The sequence below is a fragment of the Nisaea denitrificans DSM 18348 genome (genome assembly GCF_000426505.1).
Classification (GTDB): domain Bacteria; phylum Pseudomonadota; class Alphaproteobacteria; order Thalassobaculales; family Thalassobaculaceae; genus Nisaea; species Nisaea denitrificans.
On sequence record NZ_AUFM01000015.1, the window covers coordinates 238910 to 256539 of the forward strand.

At 62.6% G+C, this 17630-nt stretch carries 13 protein-coding genes; 4 read left to right on the forward strand and 9 right to left on the reverse strand.

What is annotated here, in order from left to right:
- Positions 1-173: 173 nt before the first annotated feature.
- Positions 174-2399 (reverse strand): primosomal protein N', encoded by a 2226-nt coding sequence (locus K328_RS0111575; RefSeq protein WP_028466111.1) that lies wholly within the window; start codon positions 2397-2399, stop codon positions 174-176.
- 230 nt (positions 2400-2629) lie between these two features.
- Here K328_RS0111575 and fsa point away from each other — a divergent pair, with 230 nt between their 5' ends.
- The 3 genes from fsa to K328_RS0111590 are packed head-to-tail and all read left to right on the forward strand — an operon-like array spanning position 2630 to position 4975.
- Positions 2630-3283, forward strand: a complete 654-nt coding sequence (gene fsa / locus K328_RS0111580) for a fructose-6-phosphate aldolase (protein WP_028466112.1) — start codon at positions 2630-2632, stop codon at positions 3281-3283.
- Between the two features lie 16 nt (positions 3284-3299).
- Positions 3300-4049 (forward strand): DUF484 family protein, encoded by a 750-nt coding sequence (locus K328_RS0111585; RefSeq protein ID WP_028466113.1) that lies wholly within the window; start codon positions 3300-3302, stop codon positions 4047-4049.
- Positions 4028-4975 (forward strand): tyrosine recombinase XerC, encoded by a 948-nt coding sequence (locus tag K328_RS0111590; RefSeq protein ID WP_051284814.1) that lies wholly within the window; start codon positions 4028-4030, stop codon positions 4973-4975. The genes K328_RS0111585 and K328_RS0111590 overlap by 22 nt, the downstream gene beginning before the upstream one ends.
- Positions 4976-4982: 7 nt before the next feature.
- On the opposite strand, the gene K328_RS23690 is transcribed toward K328_RS0111590, so the two are convergent.
- Positions 4983-5504, reverse strand: a complete 522-nt coding sequence (locus K328_RS23690; protein ID WP_156901291.1) for a hypothetical protein — start codon at positions 5502-5504, stop codon at positions 4983-4985.
- Between the two features lie 138 nt (positions 5505-5642).
- Here K328_RS23690 and K328_RS23695 point away from each other — a divergent pair, with 138 nt between their 5' ends.
- Positions 5643-7001, forward strand: coding sequence for an NAD(P)/FAD-dependent oxidoreductase (locus K328_RS23695; protein WP_051284815.1), 1359 nt, complete (start codon positions 5643-5645; stop codon positions 6999-7001).
- Between the two features lie 169 nt (positions 7002-7170).
- Here the strand turns inward: K328_RS23695 and lpdA are convergent, their stop codons facing one another.
- From lpdA to K328_RS0111635, 7 genes are all read right to left on the reverse strand, one after another.
- Positions 7171-8577 (reverse strand): dihydrolipoyl dehydrogenase, encoded by a 1407-nt coding sequence (gene lpdA, locus K328_RS0111605; protein ID WP_028466115.1) that lies wholly within the window; start codon positions 8575-8577, stop codon positions 7171-7173.
- Between the two features lie 69 nt (positions 8578-8646).
- Positions 8647-9933: a 2-oxoglutarate dehydrogenase complex dihydrolipoyllysine-residue succinyltransferase gene (gene odhB, locus K328_RS0111610; protein ID WP_028466116.1), complete on the reverse strand. Its 1287-nt coding sequence runs from the start codon at positions 9931-9933 to the stop codon at positions 8647-8649.
- Between the two features lie 90 nt (positions 9934-10023).
- Positions 10024-12945: a 2-oxoglutarate dehydrogenase E1 component gene (locus K328_RS0111615; protein WP_028466117.1), complete on the reverse strand. Its 2922-nt coding sequence runs from the start codon at positions 12943-12945 to the stop codon at positions 10024-10026.
- 228 nt (positions 12946-13173) lie between these two features.
- Positions 13174-14049 (reverse strand): succinate--CoA ligase subunit alpha, encoded by an 876-nt coding sequence (gene sucD, locus K328_RS0111620; RefSeq protein ID WP_028466118.1) that lies wholly within the window; start codon positions 14047-14049, stop codon positions 13174-13176.
- Entirely contained in the window at positions 14049-15245 is a 1197-nt protein-coding gene (gene sucC / locus K328_RS0111625; RefSeq protein WP_028466119.1) for an ADP-forming succinate--CoA ligase subunit beta, read from the reverse strand. Before sucC ends, sucD begins: the two co-directional genes overlap by 1 nt.
- A gap of 179 nt (positions 15246-15424) precedes the next feature.
- Positions 15425-16378, reverse strand: coding sequence for a malate dehydrogenase (gene mdh, locus K328_RS0111630; RefSeq protein WP_028466120.1), 954 nt, complete (start codon positions 16376-16378; stop codon positions 15425-15427).
- A gap of 154 nt (positions 16379-16532) precedes the next feature.
- Positions 16533-17585, reverse strand: a complete 1053-nt coding sequence (locus K328_RS0111635) for a hypothetical protein (protein ID WP_028466121.1) — start codon at positions 17583-17585, stop codon at positions 16533-16535.
- Positions 17586-17630 lie beyond the last annotated feature (45 nt).

The following is a 17630-nucleotide window of genomic DNA, read 5'->3' on the forward strand; positions in this document are numbered from 1 at the left end:
GGGCACCGTTTCGAAAGCGCACCGTTTATCAGCGAATATTGACCAATAAAAACCCTCGTCGACGGCAGTTTCCGCCAAGCGCGGCGGTTCTCTAGCATAGAGGTTCAGACCGTGCAAGCGGTGGGTTGTCGCTTCTCGCAGGGTGGGCGGCATAGTCCGGAAGGCGGCAAGGCTCAGAGGAAACTGTAAGGATCGATATCCACCGCCACACGAACCGAATTCGGAACCTCGATGCGACCGAGCCAGCTGCGCAGAACCGCTTGGATATTAACGTCGCGCCGGGTCTTGATCAGCAAGCGGCGGCGGTGCCGGCCGCGAAGCAATGCCAGCGGTGCCGGCGCGGGCCCAAGCACGGAGACGCCGTCGAAATCCGGCGCCGCGCGACCGATCCGGCTGGCCACCATATCCGCCTGATTTGGATCCGCCGCGCTGACGATGATCGCGGCCAGGCGCCCAAACGGCGGCATGCCCTGTTGTTCCCGCGCCGTTGCCTCTTCCGCAAGAAAGCCGTCGCGGTCCCATGCGGTTATCGCCTTCAGCACCGGGTTCTCCGGCTGATGGGTTTGCAGCAGCACCCGGCCCGGATGTTCCGCCCGGCCGGCCCGGCCCGCCACCTGATGCAGCAATTGGTAGGTCCGTTCCGCCGCCCGGAGATCGCCGCCGGCAAGGCCGAGATCCGCATCCACCACACCGACCACAGTCAGTTTCGGGAAATGATACCCCTTGGCCACGATCTGGGTACCGAGCAGGATATCAACCTCGCCCGCCCTCACGCTGCGGACGAACTCGGCCGCAGCGGCGGGTCCTTGCAAGGTATCGCTGGAGACGATCTGGAACCGGGCGTCGGGGAAAACAGCCGCGACTTCCTCTGCCATCCGCTCGACGCCAGGACCGCTGGCGACGAAACTGTCTTCGGCAGCACATTCGGGACAGGTTTTCGGCAACCGCGCGCTATAGCCGCAATGATGACACTGCAACCGGCCCAGCAATCGATGCTCGACCAGCCAGGCCGAGCAACTGGGGCATTCCAGTCGGTGTCCGCAGGCCCGGCAGAGCGTGAGCGGCGCATAGCCCCTGCGGTTGAGAAAGACGAGCGACTGCTCGCCAGCAGCAAGCGCGCCCGTGATCGCCTCAATCAGCGGCCGGGAGAGCCAACGCCCACGTTGGGGCTGTTCCCGGCGCAAATCGATCAGTTCCACCGATGGCAAGGTCGCGACACCATGCCGGGCGGTCAGGCGAAGCTGGCTGTATCGGCCATTCTCGACATTGCGCATGGTTTCCAGCGCGGGTGTCGCGGAGACAAGGACAACCGGACAGGGGGTCAGGCTGGCACGAACCACGGCCATGTCCCTGCCGTGATAGATCACCCCCTCCTCCTGCTTGTAGGCGGATTCGTGCTCTTCATCGACCACGATCAGACCGAGATTCGGGAACGGCAGAAAGAGGGCCGAACGGGCGCCAACCAGCACCCGGACCTTGCCCTCGGCGATCTGGCGCCAGGTGTGACGGCGCCGGCGCGGCTTCAGCTCGGAATGCCATTCCGCCGGGCGCACGCCGAAGCGCGCCTCGAACCGGTTCAGCCATTCTGCCGAGAGAGCGATTTCCGGCAACAGCACCAGCACCTGCTTGCCCATGCGCAGCGCGGTCGCGACCGCCTCGAAATAGACTTCGGTCTTGCCCGCCCCGGTCTCGCCGTCGAGCAGAACGGGTGTAAAACTCTCAGCACTGACCGCCTCGCATAGCGCGTCGGCCACCTCCTTCTGCTCCTCGGAGAGTGGCGTTGTCCGCGGCAGGTCCGGATCGGGCTCCGGAAACGGTGTGTCTGCCGGCAGGGCGACACTCGCCAGCGCTCCGGCCTCGGCCAGGCCCTTCACAACAGATGTGCCGACCCCGGCCTCGTCCGCGATCTCCCGCGCCGTGCGCGGAGGACCGTCCGACAGCAGCTCCACCACCCGGCGGCGGGCCGGTGTCAGCCGCAACCCGAGCGCTTCCACCGCCTCAGCCCCACCGGAAAGGGCGGCATAGGCGGTGACCGGTTTTGCCGGCTCAAACGCATCGGGTACGCTGATGGCCATGCGCAGTACAGCGCCCTGGGCGGTCAGCGTGTAGGACGCGGTCCAGTCCACCAGCTTCAGAACCGCTTCCGGCAAAGGCGGCACCGGCAAAGCGCGAATCACCGGCTTCAGCCGGCTTCGTGCCACCTGACCGCTCTCCGGATCTTCCGCCATATCAAGGGCCCAGACCACACCCGTGGTGCGCCGGTTGCCGAGCGGCACCTCGACGATACTGCCGCATTGCAACGCCATTTCCGCATCCGCCAGATAGTCGTAAGGACCAGCCAGCGGCAGCGGAATCAACACCTGGATACGGCGGGACTCATCGGGGAAAAGATCGGACATGGGGCGGAGTGTCGAACACCTCGCCACACTCCGCAACGGTCTCGGTTTTGTAGCGGCGGGCCGCCGGCCTCACAGGGACGTGCCGGGCCTCCTGTTTCCTGCAGTTCCGTGAAAAGCCGGTGACGTTACCCCGGCGTCACTGGCACCAGTCCCCTGTATGCGCTAGACTCGCCTCGTCGATTCGGCCATACGAGGCCCGGATTCACCACCTGCCGAGGATACAGGACGACATGAAGTTTTTCATCGACACTGCGGATGTTGCGGAGATCAAGGATCTGGCCGCCACGGGTCTCGTGGACGGGGTAACGACCAACCCGTCACTCATCGCCAAATCAGGCCGCCCGATCCTCGAAGTGATCAAGGAAATCTGCGGCGTCGTCGACGGCCCGGTCAGCGCGGAAGTCACCGCGACCGACCACGAGACGATGATGAAAGAGGCCGCACTGCTTCTGAAGCTGGCCGACAACATCGCCATCAAGGTGCCGTTGACTGTCGACGGGCTAAAAACCTGCAAGGCGCTGAGCGACGATGGCATTCAGGTCAATGTGACGCTCTGCTTCTCCGCCGGGCAGGCATTGCTGGCCGCCAAGGCCGGTGCCGCCTTCATTTCGCCCTTCGTCGGACGGCTCGACGATATCGGCATCAATGGCATGGACCTGATCGCGGATATCGCGGACATCTACGCCAACTTCGATTTCGACACGGAAATCCTCGTCGCCTCCGTACGCGGCCCGCAACATGTCATCGACGCAGCCAAGCTTGGCGCCGATGTCGCCACGCTGCCGCCAGCCGTGCTGCGCGCCCTGTATAATCACCCGCTTACCGACAAGGGTCTCGACGCCTTCCTGAAGGATTGGGCGAAGACCGGTCAGAGCATCCTCTAGGGACGGGCGGCAAGCGATGACAGGCAAGGGCTCCGCGGCGGAACCGGGCAAGAAGAGCGTCAAGCAGGCGGCAAATCAGCCTGCCCCGATGCTAACGGCCGGACAAGTCGCGGACTACCTTTCCTCCCATCCGAACTTCCTGATCGAGCACCCGGAACTGATCGACATCCTGACCCCGCCGAGCCGGACCAGCGGCGAGGCGGTGGTCGACATGCAGCATTTCATGCTGGAGCGGTTACGCTCGGAGAATCAGAAGCTCAAGGATTCCCACGCCGGGCTGGTCTCCACCGCGCGCGGGAACCAGTCGACCCAGAACCGCATCCACGCGGCGATATTGCGGATCGTGGCGGCGAATTCCTTCGACAACCTGATCCAGTCGGTAACGATCGACCTTCCGGTCATGCTCGGCATCGACGTGGTGACGATCTGCATCGAGGCTGGCGACGTGCCGATCCCGAAGGCCTATGCCTCGGGCGTGCGCTCCATCCCGGCCGGCACGATCGACCGCAAGATCGGCGTCGGCAAGGACGTCCTCCTGGCTGCCAATGTCGAGGGCGATGAAGCTATCTTCGGCTCGGCCGCCGGGCTGGTCTCGTCCATGGCGCTGGCCCGTATCCAGGTCAGCCCGCACTCGCCGATGGGCCTGATGGCCTTCGGGACACGGGACGCCGAAGCCTATCATCACGGGCAGGCCACGGAGCTTCTGAGCTTCCTCGCCCGCACCACGGAGTTGACCATCCGGCAATGGCTGAACCTTCCGGGCTGACACATACCGAGACCATCACGGACCTGGCTGGCGCGACAGATGCCTGGAGACAATGGCTGACGAGCGAAAAACGCGCCTCGGCCCATACCCTCTCCGCCTATGAGCGGGACCTCGAACAGTTTCTCGATTTTCTGCAGGACCATCTGGGCGCAGCCCCCGGCATATCTGACCTCGCCGCATTGAAGCCCGCAGACTTCCGCGGATACCTGGCCCGCCGGGTCTCGAAGGGGTTTGCGAAAACCTCCACGGCACGGGCCCTTTCCGTCGTACGTGGGTATTTCCGCTTTCTCGAACGGCGGGGCGTACTCTCGAACGCGGCTGTTTTCTCAATCCGGGGACCGCGCATTCCTGTCTCGGTACCGAAAGCGTTGACCGTCACCGAAGCGGCGGAAACCCTCGATGCCATGGGAGATCTCGCGTCGGAGCCGTGGATCGCCGCCCGCGATGTCGCTCTCGTCTCCCTGCTTTACGGCGGCGGGTTGCGGATCGGCGAGGCACTGGCGCTCAATCGCAGCGATTACCCGATAGGCGACACACTCTCCATCACCGGTAAGGGCAACAAGCAGCGCATCGTGCCGATACTGCCCGCCGTCCGCGCCGCCATCGACGATTATGTCGCCCGTTGCCCCTATCGCGGCAGCCCGGACGATCCGCTGTTTCTTGGCGCCCGGGGCAAACGCCTGCAGGCTGGTGTTGCCCAGCGCGCCATGCGGCTGGCACGGGGCTGGCTGGACTTGCCGGAAACCGCGACACCGCACGCCCTCCGGCATTCCTTTGCGACGCACCTGCTGGCCGGTGGCGGCGATCTGCGGGCCATCCAGGAATTGCTTGGCCATGCCTCGCTGACCACCACGCAACGCTATACCAGCGTGGATGCGGAGCGGCTGATGGACGTACACAGCCGGGCACACCCGCGCGACCGCTAGGGTGCGCCTAGTTCCGGAAGAAGATCAGTTTGCGGTCCTCTTCCCAGTCCGGCACCCAGAAATAATAGTGCAGGTCGCACATCCCGTCCTCGAGGATGATCGCGACCGGACAGGCGCCGTCGATACCGGTCATCTCCTTCACCTCTTCCTTGGTGAATTCCTCCAGGGAGATTTTCGGCGGCGGGTTACCGTCGCCGCACAGCCCCATCTGGTCCGCACTGTTGAAGAAGGGCGCCACAGCCTCCGATACCAGCTCGCCCTGCTCGTGCGTCACCACGACCATCAGGAACGAGCGACCGTCCGGATTATCGAGATCGACATACCCGGCAACCTTGTCCTGAAAGCCGTCGCAGGTCACATCGTCGGTCTCGACCTGCCAGTCGTGATGAAAGACGTACTGGCCGCCCTGGTACCGCATCTCGGCGTTGAGCTCCCCCTCCGTCACATCCTGAGCCCGGGCAACGCCGGACCACAGAAGCGCACAGCCAAGGGCTATCAAGACAACCCGCATCTCCCGGATACTCCTCATTCATTTCGCCAAAATGTTCGGCCGAGTGAGCTTGCGCGGCCCCGCCGGCTCGGCCATGCTCTTCATCAAGTCACCCGGCGGCCGCATCATCCATACAGCACGCCACTCTGATCATACCGCCGGAACAGGGAACTGCCGATGCCCGAGATTGCGCATAAAGGCTACGCGCCGACCATCTGGGAAAGCCTGGCCGATGCGCCACACCCCTCCATCAGTTTCCAGAGCTCCTTCTGGCATTCCGTCGCTCCCGCCGGTCCGGTCTGCACCCGCCTTGAAGGTGAGGCGCGGACGGAGACAGCCATTGTCGGCGGCGGTTTTCTCGGTCTTTCGACAGCACTGCATCTGGCCGAGGCCGGGCACAACGTCACTCTGCTGGAAGCGGACGAGGCCGGGTTCGGCGCTTCGGGACGCAATACCGGTTTCGTCGTACCCAACCTCCTCACCGGTCTCGACCCGCGCTATGCAAAAGAGAAATTCGGGCCGGAGAAAGGCGATTTGCTGGTTCGCATGCTCGGTGAAGGCGGCGACTTGGTATTTGATCTGATCAAGCGTCACGAAATTGATTGCTGGGGCAAACAAACCGGCTGGATGCAGCCGATCCATACGGGGAAGAAAACAGCCTGGCTGGAAGACCGGGTGAAACAATGGCAAGACCTTGGACGGCCGGTGAAGCTGCTCTCCCGCGACGAGGCGGTGGCCGAGACCGGCTCGGAAGCCTATCACGGCGCGTTCCTCGACCCGACCGGCGGTCACATCAACCCACTCGCCTTTGTGCGCGGGCTTGCCCATGCCGCGGTGAAGGCAGGGGTCACGCTGCATATCGACAGCCGGGCCAATGAGATCGGAAAAAAGGGCAGCGAATGGCACCTGAAGACCGATCACGGCACACTGATCGCCGACCGGGTGTTGCTGACCACCAACAGCACCGGCGGCGGGCTCGCGCCGAAAGCAGAAGGCACCCAGTTCCCGATCACCCTGTTCCAGGTGGCGACCCAGCAGCTCGATCCGGAGCTGCGCGAAAGCGTACTGCCGAACGACCGCTGCTCGGCCGACACCCGCAAGGACCTGATCGCCTATCGCTGGACCAACGACAACCGGATCGTCACCGGCGGCCTGCTGGCAAATCCACTCGGCTCATTGGAACGCGGGCGCACGCACCATCTCGGCCGTCTCCAGGAACTTTTGCCGCAACTGCCGAAGCTGGAGCCAGAATTCGCCTGGCAGGGCCGCCTTGCCGCCGCACGGGATTACATGCCCCGGCTCATGCGCCTCGGCGACGGTGCGTTCTCCGCCATCGCCTGCAACGGACGCGGTATCGCCATGACCACCGCCCTCGGCCGCAAGCTGGCCTACTGGCTCTCCGGCGGCGCCAACGAGGACCTGCCGCTGCCGATCACCGCGCCGGACCCTGTGATGTTCCCGAAGCTGGCCCCACTCGCCTTCTCTGTATGGCTGCCGCTGAGCCGGCATCAGGATGCGAAGGATATTAGGGAGTAATCTCTCACGTCGTCATCCCGGCCGGAGAGCCGGGACCTAGGCGATCATAGGGCGTGCCCGCCTTCCCCTGGGTCCCGTCTTTCGACGGGATGACGGTCTGGGGAATGAACACACAAACAAAAACCGCGGCTCGAAGGCCGCGGTTTTCTGTTCGATCTCAAAAGCCCGATTAGATGTGAATCGCGCCGGTGCTGGCTGCGAGGCCCGCTTCCTTGACCGCTTCGGAAAGGGTCGGGTGGCCGTGGCAGATCCGTCCGATATCCTCGGACGAGCCGCCGAACGCCATGACGGCCGCGACTTCGTGGATCAGGTTGCCAGCTTCCGGGCCCATGATATGGGCACCGAGCACCGCGTCCGTTTTCTTGTCGGCGAGGATCTTCACGAAGCCCTCTGTCATGCCGACGGACTTGGCGCGAGCGTTGGCGCTGAACGGGAAGGAGCCCGTCTTGTACTCGACGCCCGCTTCCTTCAGCTGCTCTTCGGTCTTGCCGATGCTCGCCACTTCCGGCCAGGTGTAGACGATGCCAGGAACGAGATTGTAATCCACATGGCCGGACTGGCCCGCCATGGTCTCGACCGCGGCGACGCCGTCTTCCTCGGCCTTGTGGGCCAGCATCGGGCCAAGGATCACGTCGCCGATGGCGAAGATGCCTGGAACATTGGTTTCGAAATCGGCATCGACCGGGATGAAACCGCGCTTGTCCATCTCAACGCCGACCTTGTCGAGCCCGAGACCTTCGGTGAAGGGACGACGGCCGATGGCGACCAGAACCACGTCAGCCTCGATGTTTTCCGAATCGCCGCCCTTGGCCGGCTCGGCCGTCAGGGTGACGCCGGATTTGGTCTTCTTCGCCGCAGTCACCTTTGTGCCGAGCTTGAAGGCCATGCCTTGTTTCTGCAGCACGCGCTGGAACTTCTTGGCAACCTCGCCATCCATGCCCGGGACGATCCGGTCGAGGAACTCGACGACCGTGACCTTGGAGCCGAGACGAGCCCAGACCGACGCCATTTCAAGCCCGATCACGCCGCCGCCGATGACCACGAGATGATCCGGCACCTTGGCGATGTCGAGCGCGCCGGTGGAGGTGACGATCTTCTTCTCGTCAATTTCCAGACCCGGTAGCGGGGTCGGCTCGGAGCCGGTGGCGATCAGGACGCGCTCGGTCTTGAGCACTTCCTTCTTGCCCTTCTCGCCTGTGACCTCAACTTCGGTGGCGGATTTCACCACGGCGGAGCCGGTCTTCCAGTCGATCTTGTTCTTCTTGAACAGGAAGGCGACGCCGCCAGTGAGCTGTTCGACGACGCTGGCCTTGTTGGCCATCATCTGCTTCAGGTTCAGCTTCACGGAGCCGACATCGATGCCGATGTCTTTCAGGTGATCCTGGGTCTCGGCATATTTCTCCGACGAGGAAAGCAGCGCCTTGGAGGGAATGCAGCCGACATTGAGGCAGGTGCCTCCGAGGGTCGCACGCTTTTCGACGCACGCCACTTTCATGCCCAGTTGCGCAGCGCGGATGGCGGCCACATAACCGCCCGGGCCCGCACCGATGACGACGAGATCGTAGCTGTCAGCCATGATAAATCGCTCTCTTGTCCAGCTCGTTCTTGAAAGGCCGCGCGCGGGACAAGCCCGCGCGCGATGAAATTACATGTCGATCAGCAGGCGGCGCGGATCTTCCAGCGCATCCTTGACGCGGACCAGGAAGGTAACCGCCTCGCGGCCGTCGATGATGCGGTGATCGTAGCTCATCGCCAGATACATCATCGGCCGGACCTCGACCTTGCCGTTCACGACCATCGGACGGTCCTGGATCTTGTGCATGCCGAGAATACCGGACTGCGGAGGATTCAGGATCGGGGTCGACATCAGCGAGCCATACACACCGCCATTGGTGATGGTGAAGGTACCGCCCGTCATGTCCTTCATGGTGAGTTTGCCGTCCCGCGCCTTGCGGCCGAGATCGCCGATACCCTTTTCCACGCCGGCGAAGCTGAGATCGTCCGCATCGCGCAGAACCGGCACGACCAGGCCCTGCGGCGTGCCGACCGCGACACCGATATCGTAGTAGTTCTTGTAGATCAGCTCGTCGCCGTAGATCTCGGCATTGACTGCCGGGAGTTCCTTGAGAGCGGCGATGCAGGCCTTCACGAAGAAGGACATGAAGCCGAGCTTCACGCCGTGCTTCTTCTCGAAAGCATCCTTGTATTCAGAGCGCAGCCCCATGACCGCGCCCATATCCACCTCGTTGAAGGTGGTCAGCATGGCGGCGGTGTTCTGGGCCTCTTTCAGGCGCCGGGCGATGGACTGACGCAGGCGCGTCATCTTCACCCGCTCTTCGCGCGGGTCATCCGCACGCGGCGGCAACGGACCTGCGGCGGCCGGTGCGGCGCCAGCGGGAGCGGACGCGGAGGCCTTGGCGGTACCGGCTTCGATCGCGGCCAGCACGTCGCCCTTCACCAGACGGCCGTCCTTGCCGGTCGGCTTGATCTTGGCGGGATCCAGGTTGTTGTCCTCGACCAGCTTGCGCACGGCCGGGGACAGGGTCTTGACCTCGTGGGTCCCGGCAGCGGCGGGCGCGGCGGCAGCTGCCGGAGCGGGCTTCGGCGCTTCTGCCTTCGCGGCAGGCGCCAGAGCAGCTTCAGCCTTCGCTTCCGCGGGCTTGGCTGCCGGTTCCGCCTTCTTCGCGGGAGCGGCGCCTTCGGCGATCACACCGAGCAGCGCATCGACACCAACGGTCGCGTCCACGTCAGCGACAATTTCCTGCAGGGTTCCCGCAGCGGGGGAATTGACCTCAAGGGTCACTTTATCGGTTTCCAGCTCAACCAGGGGCTCGTCAAGACCGACAGCATCTCCGACGGCCTTCATCCAGCGCGCCACAGTTGCCTCGGACACCGATTCCCCAAGAACCGGGACCTTGATTTCCGTCGCCATTTTTCCGTCCATTCTCTCTTTATTGCGCCATAACCGGCGCGTCATATGAGTTGCCGCCGGGGATGGGCCGGCGGCTGATATTTGTTTGGATTACTCGGCCGCGTACCTGCTGCCCTTACTCATCTCCTCGCCAACGGCGAGAGCCTCCTGAACCAAGGCTTCCTGCTCGCGGACATGCCGGCCATGGTTGCCTGTTGCCGGCGACGCCGCTTCGGCCCGGCCCGCATAAAGCGGGCGCTTGCAGACACCATCAAGTTCGACCAGCACACTTTCGATGCGGCGGTCGACAAAGGACCAGGCACCCATGTTCCAGGGCTCTTCCTGGCACCAGACCACCTCGGCCTGCGGGAATCGCGCCAGCTCTTCCATCAGCGCCTTGCGCGGGAACGGATAGAGCTGTTCCAGACGCAGGAAGAAGACATCGGTCTGACCGCGCCGGGCCCGCTCCTCGTACAGATCGTAATAGACCTTGCCCGAGCAGATCACGACCCGCTTCACGTCCTTGTCCTTGCACAGCACCTCGTTGTCATACATGACCCGGTGGAAACTGGTTCCCTCGGCCATGTCGTCCAGAGTCGAAACGCAGAGCTTGTGGCGCAGCAGGGATTTCGGCGACATCACGATCAGCGGCTTGCGGAAATCGCGGCGCTGCTGTCGGCGCAATGCGTGGAAATAGTTCGCCGGCGTGGTGCAGTACACAACCTGCATGTTGTCCTCGCCGCAGAGCTGCAGATAGCGCTCGAGGCGGGCGGAGGAATGCTCCGGCCCCTGGCCTTCATAGCCATGCGGCAGCAGCATCACGAGACCGGACATACGCAGCCACTTATGCTCACCGGAACTGATGAACTGGTCGACCACGACCTGGGCGCCGTTGGCAAAATCGCCGAACTGGGCTTCCCAGAGGGTGAGAATATTCGGTTCCGCCTGACTGAAGCCATACTCGAAGCCGAGCACCGAGGCTTCTGACAGCGGGCTGTCGATCACTTCGTAATGCAGCGGGTCCGTGCCCAGACTGTTGAGCGGAATGTGCCGCTCTTCGGTGTTCTGGTCGATCCAGACCGAATGCCGCTGGGAGAAGGTGCCGCGGCCGGAATCCTGGCCGCTGAGCCGGACCCCGTCGCCCTGCACGAGCAGCGTTCCGAAAGCCAGACTTTCGGCATTTGCCCAGTCGATGCCTTCGCCGTTCTCGATCGCCTTGCGACGCTGCTCTACAACGCGCTTCAGCTTTCGGTTCATGGCGAAGCCGTCCGGCGCTTCGGTCAGCTTCATGCCGACATCGCGCAGCGTTTCCTTGTCGACGGAGGTCTCCCCCCGGCGGGCATCGCCGTGCGCCTTGGTGAAGCCGGACCATTTGCCCTCAAGCCAGTCGGCCTTGTTAGGCTTGTAGTTCAGCCCGGCCTCGAACTCGCTGTTCAGGTGGTCATCATGCTCCTTGGCCATACTGTCGGCCTCGCCGGGCTTGATGACGCCTTCGCGCTCAAGCTGCTCGGCATAAAGCTGACGGGTGGTCTTCTGGGTCGCGATCTTCGAGTACATGAGGGGCTGTGTGAACATCGGCTCATCCCCCTCGTTGTGCCCAAAGCGGCGGTAGCAGAACATGTCGATAACCACATCGACGCCGAATTCCTGACGGAACTCGATAGCGATCCGGGCGACGTGCACGACGGCTTCCGGATCGTCCCCGTTCACATGGAAGATCGGTGCATCGACCATCTTCGCGACATCTGTCGGATAGGGCGAAGAGCGCGAGAAGGCAGGCGCCGTGGTGAAGCCGATCTGGTTGTTCACGATGACATGGATGGTGCCGCCGGTGCGGTAGCCGCGCAGATCGGAGAAAGCGAATGTCTCTGCCACCACGCCCTGACCGGCAAAGGCCGCATCGCCATGCATCAGAATGCCGAGCACTTTCTGGCGATCGGATGCATCATCCCGTTGGGTCTGTTTCGCGCGAACACGGCCGATCACCACCGGGTTGACGATTTCCAGATGGGACGGGTTGGCGTTTAGAGTCAGGTGGACATTGGCGCCGTCGAACTCACGATCGGCGGAAACGCCCATATGGTATTTCACATCGCCAGAGCCGCCCACGTCTTCCGGGTTCGCCGGATTGCCGAGGAACTCGGAGATGATGGCGCGGAACGGCTTGCTCATGAAATTGTTGAGCACGTTCAGGCGGCCGCGGTGCGGCATGCCGATCACGACCTCTTCCAGGCCGATCTGGCTACCCCGTTTCAGGATCTGTTCCAGCGCCGGGATCAGGCTTTCGCCGCCATCGAGGCCGAAACGCTTGGTGCCGACATATTTCCGGCCGAGAAACTGCTCGAAGGTCTCGGCGGCGGTCAGCCGCTCAAGGATCGTGTGCTTGCCGCGCTCGGTAAACTCGGTCCGGTTGCGGATCTGCTCGATACGTTCCTGAATCCAGGCCTTCTGTTCCGGGTCCTGCATATGCATGAACTCGACACCGATGCTGCCGCAATAGGTGCGGTCCAGCAGCTCGATGATCTGCCGCAGGGTCGCTGTTTCCAGACCGAGAACATTGTTGATGAAGATCGGGCGGTCCCAATCCTCTTCGGTGAAACCGTAATGGGCGGGATCGAGTTCGGGGTGCGGGGTCGGCGGCTCTAGACCCAGCGGGTCGAGCTTCGCTTTCAGGTGTCCCCGGATCCGGTAGGCCCGGATCAGCATGATCGCACGGAGCGAGTCCAGACTGGCCTGCCGGATATCGCTGCCTAAAAGCGGGTCCGCTGCCGCGGCGGGTTTGTCATCCGTGATCGGACCCGAACCGTCTGCCGCCTCGCCGATGCCGCCGATGACACGGTTGCCACGGTCTGCCCAGCTTGGTCCGTGCACATCCCCCTGGACAGGCCCGACATCGTCGTGCAGCTCCGCGAAATATTCGCGCCAACTTTCGTCTACTAGGGCTGGATCCTGGAGAAATCGTTCGTAGAGTTCACCGATGAACGGTGCGTTAGCACCGGAAAGAAAAGATTGGTCGCTCACTGCCGTCGCCATATTGGAACCTGCCCCTTTGCGAAGTGGCTGTTGGTCCTATCTGTTTCGGCTCCGCGCGCCCCTCGCGCAGGGCCTAGGTAACCCTTGCGGCAAAGAGCCGCACGGGCAAGCATCTTCTTATACTAGCTAAGAAATTACTAACTTGAACCCGTTCTGCATGGCAGAGGGCAAAAAATCGCAAGACTGTGTCCGGACGGCAGCATGTTGGTGCCGTCCGGAACATGTCATTTAGCCCTTGATCGCCTTGACCATGGTGGTCCCGAGAGATGCCGGGCTGTCGGCAACGAGAATCCCGGCGGACTTCATGGCCTCCATCTTGGAATTGGCGTCGCCCTTGCCGCCCGAGATGATCGCACCGGCATGGCCCATGCGACGGCCCGGAGGCGCGGTAACGCCGGCAATGAAGCCACACATCGGCTTCTTCACCTTGTTTTGCCTGAGGAATTCGGCCGCATCCTCTTCCGCCGAGCCGCCGATTTCACCGATCATGATGATCGCTTCTGTCTCCGGATCGCCAAGGAACAGGTCCAGCGCGTCGATGAAGTTGGTGCCGTTCACCGGATCGCCACCGATGCCGATACAGGTCGACTGACCGAGGCCGGCCGCCGTGGTCTGAGCCACCGCTTCGTACGTCAGCGTACCCGACCGGGAGACGATCCCGACCTTGCCGCGGCGATGGATATGACCCGGCATAATGCCGATCTTGCAGGCGTCCGGCGTGATCACACCGGGGCAGTTCGGGCCGATCAGGCGGGTCTTGGAGCCAGAAAGTGCCCGTTTGACCGTAACCATATCAAGCACCGGAATGCCTTCGGTGATGCAAATCACCAGCGGAATCTCCGCGTCGATGGCTTCCAGGATCGAATCGGCAGCAAACGGCGGCGGAACATAGATGACGGAGGCATTGCAGCCAGTCCGGTCTTTCGCTTCCATGACCGTGTCGTACACCGGCAGGTTGAGGTGGGTCTGACCGCCTTTACCCGGGGTGACGCCGCCGACCATCTTGGTGCCGTATGCGATCGCCTGTTCGGAGTGGAACGTGCCCTGACTTCCGGTGAAGCCCTGGCAGATGACTTTCGTATTTTCGTCGACCAGAACGGCCATCAGGCTGCCTCCTTCACCGCAGTGACAATTTTTTCCGCCGCGTCCGCGAGATTGTCCGCGGACGTGATCGGCAGGCCCGAATCGGCGAGGATCTGCTTGCCGAGATCGACATTGGTGCCTTCCAGCCGCACGACCAGAGGCACGTGCAGGCTGACTTCCTTGGCCGCCGCGACGACGCCTTCGGCGATCACGTCACAGCGCATGATGCCGCCGAAGATGTTGACCAGAATGCCTTCGACGTTCGGATCGGAGAGAATGATCTTGAAGGCGGCGGTGACCCGCTCCTTCGTTGCCGACCCGCCGACATCGAGGAAGTTCGCCGGCTCGGAGCCGTAGAGCTTGATGATGTCCATGGTGGCCATCGCGAGACCCGCGCCGTTCACCATGCAACCGATGCTGCCGTCGAGCTTCACGTAGTTCAGCTCGTACTTGGCTGCTTCGAGTTCGGAAGCATCTTCCTCGCTCTCGTCCCGCAGCTCGGCCACGTCCTTGTGCCGGAAAAGCGCATTGTCGTCGAAGCCCATCTTGGCATCGAGCGCGATCACGTCACCGGAGCCGGTGATGACAAGCGGGTTGATTTCGACCATCGCGGCATCGAGATCCGTGAAGGCCTTGTACATGGCCATCAGGAACTTGACCGCCGACTTCACCTGGTCGCCTTCAAGGCCCAGAGCGAAGGCGATGCGGCGGGCGTGGAAGCCCTGCAGGCCGGTCACCGGGTCGATGGCGATGGTGATGATCTTTTCCGGGGTCGCTTCGGCGACTTCCTCAATCTCCATGCCGCCCTCGGTCGAGGCCATCACGGTGACGCGGCTGCTGTCGCGATCGACCAGCAGGCTGAGGTAAAGCTCGCGCTTGATGTCGCAGCCTTCCTCGACGTAGATGCGGCTGACTTCCTTGCCTGCCGGACCTGTCTGCTTGGTGACCAGCGTGGCGCCGATCATCTCGCCCGCGTTCGACTTGACGTCCGCGACCGATTTGACAACGCGGACACCGCCGGCGCCGTTTTCATTGCCCTTGAAGCGTCCAGCGCCTCGTCCACCGGCATGAATCTGAGACTTCACGACCCAGACCGGACCGCCAAGCTCGTTGGCGACCTTCTCGGCCTCCTCCGGGGTGTAGGCAACGCCGCCCCGCGGCACTGCAACACCGAATTTGGCCAAGAGTTGCTTGGCCTGATACTCGTGAATGTTCATGGCTCTCCCATTTCCCTTGCACCGGTTTTGGCGCGAGAACCGCCGAAGCCGTTGCTGCAACCGGCCCAACGGGCCAGCTTATTCCCCAAACGCGGGCAGCGGCCCGGTGCCGCAGTCATACTGTAGCACCGAACCACCCGATAACATATGGTGGTATACAATATACCACCATCTCGGCCTCAGAGGCCGAATTTCGCCGCAACTTCGTTCAGGCTCTTCACCGCGCCGACCGAATGATCGAACATCGCTTTCTCGTCCGCGTTCATCTCGATTTCGACGATGCGCTCGACGCCATTCGCGCCGATCACACACGGCACGCCGACATAGAGGCCATCGAGGCCGTATTCGCCGGTGCACTGGGCCGCGCACGGCAGCACACGCTTCTTGTCCTTGAGGTAGGAGTCGGCCATCTGGATGGCGGAAGACGCCGGCGCGTAGAAAGCGGAGCCGGTCTTCAGCAGGCCAACGATCTCGGCACCGCCGTCACGGGTACGCTGGACGATCTGGTCGATCTTTTCCTGCGTGGTCCAGCCCATCTTGATCAGATCCGGAACCGGGATGCCGGCAACAGTGGAGTAACGAGTCAGCGGCACCATGGTGTCGCCGTGGCCGCCCAGCACGAAGGCGGTAACGTCCTCGACCGAGACATTGAATTCTTCGGCCAGGAAATAGCGGAAGCGGGCGCTGTCGAGCACGCCGGCCATGCCGACAACCTTGTTGGCGGGCAGGCCGCTCAGCTTCTGCAGGATACCAACCATGACGTCGAGCGGGTTGGTGATGCAGATCACGAACGCGTCCGGGCAATTCGCGCTGATGCCATCGGCAACGGCTTTCATGACCTTGGTGTTGGTTTCGATGAGATCGTCGCGGCTCATGCCCGGCTTACGCGGGATGCCTGCGGTGACGATAACGACGTCTGAGCCTGCCAACGCGCTGTAGTCGTTCGCGCCGAGCATCTTGGCGTCGAAGCCTTCGACCGGGGACGCTTCCGCGATATCGAGAGACTTACCCTGGGGGATGCCCTCAACGATATCGAAGAGCACCACGTCGCCGAGTTCCTTCAGGCCGGCGAGCAGCGCCAGCGTGCCGCCGATATTCCCAGCGCCGACCAGCGCGATTTTGTTGCGAGCCATCTTGTTCCCCACTCCTCTGATTCGGGACAGATCCGCCGCGCCATCTAAGGCTTCGGCCTCCTCCTGGGCGGCGGAAAACCGAGGCGCGGTGTAGCGCGATTCCGGCACCCCCGCAAGGGTCCTGCCGGTCGAACGTGCCTACAAAGTACAAAGATCAGAAGCGCGGGGCCGAACTCTCAACCTGAAGCAGATGATCCAGGCCCGGTTGAAGGTCGGACATTACGAAGTCCACGCGCTGTTGAATTCCTACATTCGGCTTGGCAAAACGACTACGCCACTCAAAGACTTTGACCGTGATACCGCAGAGTACCTCTGCCAAAGTTGCCTGATGTTCGAGGATCTGCTGCCGTGCCGTGCGGAAATCCTCAAGCGTCAGCGTTTCCCAGTTGAACACCGCCCTTCGGTCGAATTCCCGGAAACGTTCCACAACGCTTTTTACGATGTGATCGATGGCGGCGGATACCTGCTTCATGCGCTTGATCGCCGGATCGCCCTTGCGGAACGAGCCGCGCTCAATCGCTTCGTCGATCCAGCCATGCAGCTCCTTCACGCGCGGCACGATCAGATTGAGGTAGCTCCGGTAATAGCCAAGGGAGAGAAAAGCGTCGCCATAATCTTCAAGCAGCTCGGGCAGATTATCGAGATCCGTCTCCAGGACCTCGGACAACAGCTCAAGCTTCTCCCGCGCGGTCGCCTTGTCTGCCATCTGCATGATATCCCGCAAACTGCTGGGATCCGTTATATCCATCCCGGCACCGCCGAACACATGCCGCACAAGCGGCCGGGTCAGATTGCGCATATGGCCCGCAAGCTCACGCTTCTTCTCATCCGACAGACTGAGCACGTCCGATGTTTCAACATCAATGCCGCTGGACCGGACCGCGCGGCGCAGGGAATAGCAGTCGAACGCCGGAAGCTTGGCCGCCTCCTTCAACAACGGAATGTCGTGCTTGATCAGGTCTTCGTCCCGGTTGACGTAGTTCGGCAATTCATCGATGCCGAACTGGCCACTGCCCGTCCCGCTGCCGCGAAACAATTCGACGCGGGTTTCCAGTCGCACATTCTTGATCAGACGCAGCCGGGACAGGCCCCTGTTACGAACGGGAAGCGCCGCACAGGCAAACGTGTTGATGGAGTCCCGATCCTCACGGTCGATGAGGACGCGTTCACTGTCTTCCTGGTGGGTCGACCCGGGCACGGTGTTCATGACAATAGGCGCGACACACGGAGGAAATCCGGGCGACCGGGCTTA

Bases quoted from the DNA above. Each gene is read 5' to 3' on its own strand.
- K328_RS0111575 (WP_028466111.1), bottom strand. From the start codon at position 2,399: ATGTCCGATCTTTTCCCCGATGAGTCCCGCCGTATCCAGGTGTTGATT.
- fsa (WP_028466112.1), top strand. From the start codon at position 2,630: ATGAAGTTTTTCATCGACACTGCGGATGTTGCGGAGATCAAGGATCTG.
- K328_RS0111585 (WP_028466113.1), top strand. From the start codon at position 3,300: ATGACAGGCAAGGGCTCCGCGGCGGAACCGGGCAAGAAGAGCGTCAAG.
- K328_RS0111590 (WP_051284814.1), top strand. From the start codon at position 4,028: ATGGCTGAACCTTCCGGGCTGACACATACCGAGACCATCACGGACCTG.
- K328_RS23690 (WP_156901291.1), bottom strand. From the start codon at position 5,504: ATGAGGAGTATCCGGGAGATGCGGGTTGTCTTGATAGCCCTTGGCTGT.
- K328_RS23695 (WP_051284815.1), top strand. From the start codon at position 5,643: ATGCCCGAGATTGCGCATAAAGGCTACGCGCCGACCATCTGGGAAAGC.
- lpdA (WP_028466115.1), bottom strand. From the start codon at position 8,577: ATGGCTGACAGCTACGATCTCGTCGTCATCGGTGCGGGCCCGGGCGGT.
- odhB (WP_028466116.1), bottom strand. From the start codon at position 9,933: ATGGCGACGGAAATCAAGGTCCCGGTTCTTGGGGAATCGGTGTCCGAG.
- K328_RS0111615 (WP_028466117.1), bottom strand. From the start codon at position 12,945: ATGGCGACGGCAGTGAGCGACCAATCTTTTCTTTCCGGTGCTAACGCA.
- sucD (WP_028466118.1), bottom strand. From the start codon at position 14,049: ATGGCCGTTCTGGTCGACGAAAATACGAAAGTCATCTGCCAGGGCTTC.
- sucC (WP_028466119.1), bottom strand. From the start codon at position 15,245: ATGAACATTCACGAGTATCAGGCCAAGCAACTCTTGGCCAAATTCGGT.
- mdh (WP_028466120.1), bottom strand. From the start codon at position 16,378: ATGGCTCGCAACAAAATCGCGCTGGTCGGCGCTGGGAATATCGGCGGC.
- K328_RS0111635 (WP_028466121.1), bottom strand. From the start codon at position 17,585: ATGAACACCGTGCCCGGGTCGACCCACCAGGAAGACAGTGAACGCGTC.